The sequence below is a fragment of the Trichococcus palustris genome (assembly GCF_900114465.1).
Taxonomy (GTDB): Bacteria; Bacillota; Bacilli; order Lactobacillales; family Aerococcaceae; genus Trichococcus; species Trichococcus palustris.
Genome location: NZ_FOTD01000020.1, coordinates 38,045 through 44,609, shown reverse-complemented (window position 1 = coordinate 44,609; position 6,565 = coordinate 38,045). Strand labels below are relative to the sequence as shown.

Genomic DNA, 6,565 nt, shown 5'->3' with positions numbered 1-6,565 from the left:
TATCAAGAATGAAGCCTTAAGGCTTCTAACCGCAGGAATCTGTGGGGATAGCCTACTCAATTAACCGGGGGATACTTCGGTGTTCGTAGGAATCCCCCACCTCTAAGCGAATGCGTAGGTGGGGGTAGTTCAACTACCGACTAGAATTATAACGCCTACTATATTGCGACGGAGAAATGGAAGTAGTTTTTTTAAATACCCTACTAAAATAATTTAAATCATTGAATCCTACCATAAGAGAAACCTCTGTAATCGATACATTCCCCCTTTGTAAGTAGAGTTTCGCCTCTTCTACTCTCTTTTTATTAATATAATCAATGATGCTCATGTTAGTTTCTGCTTTGAATTTACGTGAAAGATGTGAGGCATTCACGTAAATCTCGTCAGCAATTATAGATAATGATAAATCCTCTTCTAGATGCATATGGATGTAATACACGGCCTTTTTAACAAGAAGACTATAATGACGGGTAGAAAAGTCTCTTACAGCTGTACAGTATTCATAAACCATCGTTTCCCCCAACTGTTTTAAGACGGAAAGACTGGAGGCTCTTTCAATCAAAATAGCAAATTTTTCGGAAATATTATGAATGTAAAGGGGATGAACACCGCCTCTTTCAGCTGCGGTTCTGGAAATCGTGTTCATAACCAATGCGATATTCTTTGCAGATCTAATGGTGCTTTCAGGTATTCGATTAAAAAAGCTTAATAAAATATCTTTGTTGTAGTCGTGTAAAATACGTCCAATTTCATCTGTATTTCCTTTGGCGATGGCGTCCACAATCTCTTTTTCTAATCGGAACCGCTCCTCTATCTGTTCTTTACTCTCGGACATTTCTAGCTTTAATTCTTCTCTATTGAGAGGGGAGGCAACCCGTTCTGTCGCTAGCGATTGCGTTTCAATATAAGTATGTGCAAATAAATTTACTAACAATCCGCCTATGCTTTGGGAGTTTTTTCTGCTAACGACGGATAAAGATTGATAAAATTCTTCGAGTAATTTTCGTTCGCTTATGGGTGCTTTGTTTTTCGTAACAATATCGCTGATAAATCGAATGCCAGGTATACTCGAAATAAAAGGACCCATTAAAACAGCCCCGCAACATTCGCCTTTTATCCAAATTCCCGTTGCAATGTATTCAAGGTTAAAAGAATTGACATGATAGTAATAACGATTTGTTTCACCCTTTCTAAGTTGCTTGATTATGGTAGGGTACTCTTTGTCTAAACTTTGAAGTGTGACAGGGATAAGGTAATCCAGGAGATGGAAAAGAACATTGCCATCTTGATCCATTAACCGAACGTCAATTTTAGTCACGTCATGTAAGATGCGGCATTTCTTCTTAAAGTCGTCTATATTATTTTCCCAATTTTCAATCATATCTTTTCCTCCATGCTTCCTTATACTTTTAATTATACAGATAAAGTATAAAAAAAGCGGATATGTGCTAATTTAGGCAAGAAAATGCGAGTGCATTTCGTGATGGCTTGCTAAGATAGAGGGGTAAAGCTAGGATGTACGATAGGAATTCAGAATGCGTAGCAGTCAGTTTGCTTAGCTAATTTAGGAGGAAAATAAATGAGAAAAATCATTCATTTCAATCAAGACTGGAAGTTTATCAAACAAGATGAAGATCAAGCAATGGGTATCGACTTTGATGATAGAAACTGGAAAGTTGTTCAAGTCCCCCATACATGGAACGCTATTGATGGAGCAAACGGATTTGCTTACCATAAAGGCGCATGTTGGTATAGAAAAGAGTTTACGATAGATGATTCGGTGCAGGGGAACAAAGTGTATATTGAGTTCGAGGGGGCGAATAGTATAACTGATGTCTACCTGAATGGTCAACATTTGGGTCAGCATAGAGGTGGCTATTCTACTTTTAGATTCGATCTTACGGAAGCGATTGATTTTGATGCAAAGAACACGTTGGCTGTGAAGGTAGATAATACGGATGTGGATGATGTCTATCCGCAAATGGCCGACTTCACCTTTTACGGTGGCATTTATCGTGATGTGAACTTAGTCATTGCCAATCCTGTTCATTTTGACTTAATGGATCATGGTTCAAAAGGTGTTTACGTTATTCAAGAGGAAGTAAACGAAGAGAATGCTGCCTTAACGATCAAATCACTGCTTGTGAACGATAGTGAGGAAGATAAAAAAGTGCGGCTTTGGGTTGATTTGCTAGATGCAGAAGGAGAAAATATCGCCTATGCTGCCAAAGAAGTGACATTAGTGGCGGGAGAACGGAAAGAAATAGAAGTTCCGCTTGTCATAGAAAATCCCACATTATGGAATGGCAGAAAAAATGCCTATATGTATGAAGCAAGGGTGTCTATGGAGAGTTTTAACGACGTGATTGATGAACTCACGATTCCGTTCGGTGTCAGATACTTTGAAGTAGATGCTGAAAAAGGTTTCTTCTTGAATGGGGAACACCTTGCTTTGCATGGTGTGGCAAGACACCAGGATCGAAAGGATATGGGCTGGGCAATCACAGAAAAAGAGCAAGCTGAGGATATGGCCTTGATAAAAGAAATCGGGGCAACTTCTATCAGATTAGCTCACTATCAACACAATCAATATTTCTATGATTTATGTGATCAAGAAGGCATGGTTATTTGGGCTGAAATACCCTTTATCTCTCTAATGTCAAAAACAGAGTTAGAAGGAATTAATGCCAAACAACAGATGGTTGAACTGATTAGACAAAACTTTAATCATCCGTCTATCATGTTCTGGGGAATCCAGAATGAAATTCAAATTAGTGGGGAAAGACCCGAGCTAAGAAAACTCGTGAATGAATTAAATGAGTTAACGAAAAAGGAAGACCCTACCCGATTGTCTACAATGGCAAACGTCATGTTCGTTGAAGATGAAGATGACTATAATTATGTGACAGATACGATTGGATACAATAAATATTTTGGCTGGTATAACGGTGAAGCAGGAGAATTTGCAGGCTGGTTAGATGGCTTTCATAAGAAAAATCCGACTGTAAAACTGGCGATTTCAGAATATGGTGCAGAAGGAATTTTACAATACCACAGCAGTGATCCAAAAATAAAAGACTATTCTGAAGAATACCATGCGCTTTATCATGAAACCGTTTGGAAGATTTTTGAAAAACGCCCCTTCCTTTGGGCAACGTATGCATGGAACATGTTTGACTTCGGTGCGAACATCAGAGATGAGGGCGGTGTAAGAGGAAGAAATAACAAAGGGCTCATCACCTATGATAGAAAGATTAAGAAGGATGCTTTTTATCTGTATAAGGCACATTGGAATGATGAAAAATTTGTGCATATTACAGGAAAACGCTTTGTAGATCGAACAGATGATAATATCAATATCAAGGTCTATTCTAACTGTAATGAAGTGAACCTGTCTGTAAACGGAGGGGAAACGACTACCCTTACAAGTGAGGATAAAGTCTTTGTCTTTGAAAACATTTCCCTGAAAGAGGGAATAAATAAAATCAAGATACTCGCCAATGATGGTAACAATAGCCTACAAGATGTAGCCCTGTTCAATAAAGTGGCTAACCCAAACGAAAGCTATTTTGCCCCTGAAGAAGAGGGGGGAATCGTCGCCAACTGGTTCGATATGCCAGAATTAGGCGATGTGGAAATTGAAGAACTTGTAATAACGGATGATGTCTACTCTACCCGTTGCACAGTGGGAGAACTTTTTAAAAACGAAGAAACAAAAGCAATAGTAACGACATACTTAGGTGACGTGGAAGAACATCCGATGTTCGATATGATGCAAGGTTTTACAATCGATACCCTGTCTCAAATTGCGTCAGATCAATTTAGTGAAAAAATGCTGTATACCCTCAACAAGGAATTATCCCAAATTAGAAAAAATGAACAGTAAGGATGTAATTCTAACTGACCCACTTTCTATCAAATGTAATCACGACCATAATAAAAAAGCTAGTTGCTTACATTTTTGAAAAAGCTGTGGAACTTGGTAATAAAATAGAAGATATGCTTTATGACTATATTCATTATTGGGATAACGACAAATAGTCATGGGAAAAAATTTAAAGTTTGTGGATTAAAGATTTAGATGGAAAACTGATAATTCTGACTCCTAAACAAATAGTTTCGGATAAATATGGTTTTTCCGTCGACAATTATATCCGAAGTTCAATATTTGTTTGGAGAAAATCTTATCATGTATCCTGGATTCCCGCCAACACGTAACTAGGAACAAGTGAAAAACCCGTCAAATCAACGTTTGGATAGTATTTCAAGGCTTAATCCGCCTAGTTATGTATTTTACACATAACTAGGCGAAAACACAGTGATATCAAGGGTTTACCCGACCTAGTTACAACTTTTCCGGGAATGCAGGATGGAAGAAGGATACGAATCCGTACGGTTTGCGCCAGAGAAAACAACTAATTATAAGTAGGTGGAGAAATGATAGTAATCAATGCAGAATTTTATATTATACCCGAGCAAAAACAACAATTTTTAAATGACATTTCAGAACTAATTCAATCATCCAGAAAAGAAGAAGGCTGCGTATCTTATCAACTTTACCAAGCAGTTACAGATGAAAATAATTTTGTAATGGTTGAAAAATGGGAAAACCCACAAGCGTTTGAGTTGCATAATAAAATGTCTTATTTACAAAACTTCGTTAAGAAAATTCCTAATTATAGTCGCAATGCGCCTCAAATTACGGTTAGTCTTGTAAAAGAGTAATTAAAATCTGTTATGACCCCCGTAACTCAAATGATGCGATAAAAAAACTCAGTTGAATATGATACTCACATGCATATCATAAATGAGGTCATTTTTTTGAGGAGAATGGCGGTTTGACGGCATTCCTGAGCTGACTGCAGAAATGGCTCGAAAAAGCGAATAAAATCGAAAAAGCGGAAAGCCCATAGCGACGGGCTTTCCGCTTTGTTTTTAGTCAATAGTGATTCTTCCGCCGCCCACTGAACGTTTTAGGAAGAATGACAGGAGTAAAGCAACGATTGAAATGCCGGTTGCCACGCGGAAAGCATCGTTGATCCCTGAAATTGTTGCTTGCATTGCTACTTGTTGCTGCAAGTGTGCTAAAGCATCGCCAACGGGGACAGTATCCAATTTGCTCATTGCTTCTTTTGCTATTCCTTCAGCGTGTGTAGCGGTACGGGTTGACATGATGGATACAAGTAAGCTTGCACCAATCGCACCCGAAACTTGCGTCATGGTGCTGTTCATAGCGGTTCCGTGTGGTGTCAGACGAGCGGATAACGAATTCAACCCATTTGTCATGATAGGCATCATAACCATTGAGATACCAAACATACGTCCAGCATACAGCATCAGCAAGTGTGTTTTTGTAGTGGTATCTGTTAAATTACTGAATTGGAATGTTGTAAAAACAAGAATGGCTAGTCCTACAAAAGCCAATATTTTTGGCCCAATAGCATCGAAAAGTCTACCTGTAATTGGGCTCATGATTCCCATAAGCATAGCGCCTGGAAGCATCAATAGACCTGAATCAAATGCTGAGATGCCACGAATATTTTGCAGGTAAATCGGTAACAAGATCATAGCTGAATACATCGCCATGTTCAAGGTAATGGAAATAGCTGATGATAAGGCAAACATTGGTGACTGATATACTCTGAAGTCAAGCATGGGTTCATCCATTTTTAATTGACGGGTGATGAATAAAATCAATCCAATGATGCCGACGGTAATCGCACCATATACATTTGGTGAAGCCCAGCCATCATTTCCGGCAGAACTGAAACCATACAAGATGCCCCCGAAGCCGATAGCTGCTAAAATTACAGAAAGGACGTCAATTTTATCTGCTGTTTTTTCTTTTTTATCATGTAATTTGAAGAAACCTAAGGCCCAAACAAGAACCAAAAATGGGACCATCATAAAGAACAACGTCGGCCATGCATAGTTTTGGATGATCCAACCTGATAAAGTTGGCCCAATTGCAGGTGCGAAAATCAAAACCAAGCCCAACAGTCCCATTGCAGAACCTCGTTTTTCAGGTGGGAACATGGTATAAAGCACATTCATTAAAAGGGGCATCATAATAGCGGCACCAGCTGCTTGTACCATACGTGCAATAAGCAGCGCAGGGAAAATGTGCGCAAGGCCACCTAATAGTGTGCCGATTGTAAATAAACTGATGGCAGTTAAAAATAGGTTTCTTACCGAAAATTTCTTAATTAAAAAAGCCGAGGTCGGAATTAAAATCCCGTTCATGAGCATATAGCCAGTTGATAACCACTGGACTGTAGCGGCACTGACGGCAAAATCCTTCATAATTGAAGGGAGCGCTACATTTAATAGCGTATTACTCAGCAAAGTAAAAAAAGCTCCAACCATCAAGATAACTAATATACCATAGGCTGGTTTTTCTTGTGTTTTTTCCATTTTCAAAACTCCTTTTGAACCATGTGTATATTTTTGTACGTAAAGTAACTATGCTAGTATATTCTAGGGTAAACGAAAAGTCAATGCGGATTCACCTTAAAGTATAAAAGTGTACTCAAGGTATATAAATGGTATAATAGAGTATGATAAC

At 38.6% G+C, this 6,565-nt stretch carries 4 protein-coding genes; 2 read left to right on the top strand and 2 right to left on the bottom strand.

The window, feature by feature from the left end:
- Positions 1-133: 133 nt before the first annotated feature.
- Positions 134-1,381 (bottom strand): helix-turn-helix domain-containing protein, encoded by a 1,248-nt coding sequence (locus BM101_RS11655; RefSeq protein ID WP_218149931.1) that lies wholly within the window; start codon positions 1,379-1,381, stop codon positions 134-136.
- Positions 1,382-1,579: 198 nt separating this feature from the next.
- Between BM101_RS11655 and BM101_RS11650 the strand changes: the two genes are divergently transcribed.
- Together BM101_RS11650 and BM101_RS11645 are read left to right on the top strand one after the other, a co-directional pair.
- Positions 1,580-3,886, top strand: coding sequence for a glycoside hydrolase family 2 protein (locus tag BM101_RS11650; protein ID WP_087032349.1), 2,307 nt, complete (start codon positions 1,580-1,582; stop codon positions 3,884-3,886).
- Between the two features lie 551 nt (positions 3,887-4,437).
- Positions 4,438-4,725, top strand: coding sequence for a putative quinol monooxygenase (locus BM101_RS11645; RefSeq protein ID WP_087032351.1), 288 nt, complete (start codon positions 4,438-4,440; stop codon positions 4,723-4,725).
- 210 nt (positions 4,726-4,935) lie between these two features.
- Here the strand turns inward: BM101_RS11645 and BM101_RS11640 are convergent, their stop codons facing one another.
- Complete coding sequence (locus tag BM101_RS11640; protein ID WP_087032353.1) at positions 4,936-6,414, bottom strand: DHA2 family efflux MFS transporter permease subunit; 1,479 nt, start codon at positions 6,412-6,414, stop codon at positions 4,936-4,938.
- Between the last annotated feature and the right edge of the window lie 151 nt (positions 6,415-6,565).

What these genes read in the sequence shown, in the direction of transcription:
- BM101_RS11655 (WP_218149931.1), bottom strand. Translation starts at nt 1,381, where the DNA reads ATGATTGAAAATTGGGAAAATAATATAGACGACTTTAAGAAGAAATGC.
- BM101_RS11650 (WP_087032349.1), top strand. Translation starts at nt 1,580, where the DNA reads ATGAGAAAAATCATTCATTTCAATCAAGACTGGAAGTTTATCAAACAA.
- BM101_RS11645 (WP_087032351.1), top strand. Translation starts at nt 4,438, where the DNA reads ATGATAGTAATCAATGCAGAATTTTATATTATACCCGAGCAAAAACAA.
- BM101_RS11640 (WP_087032353.1), bottom strand. Translation starts at nt 6,414, where the DNA reads ATGGAAAAAACACAAGAAAAACCAGCCTATGGTATATTAGTTATCTTG.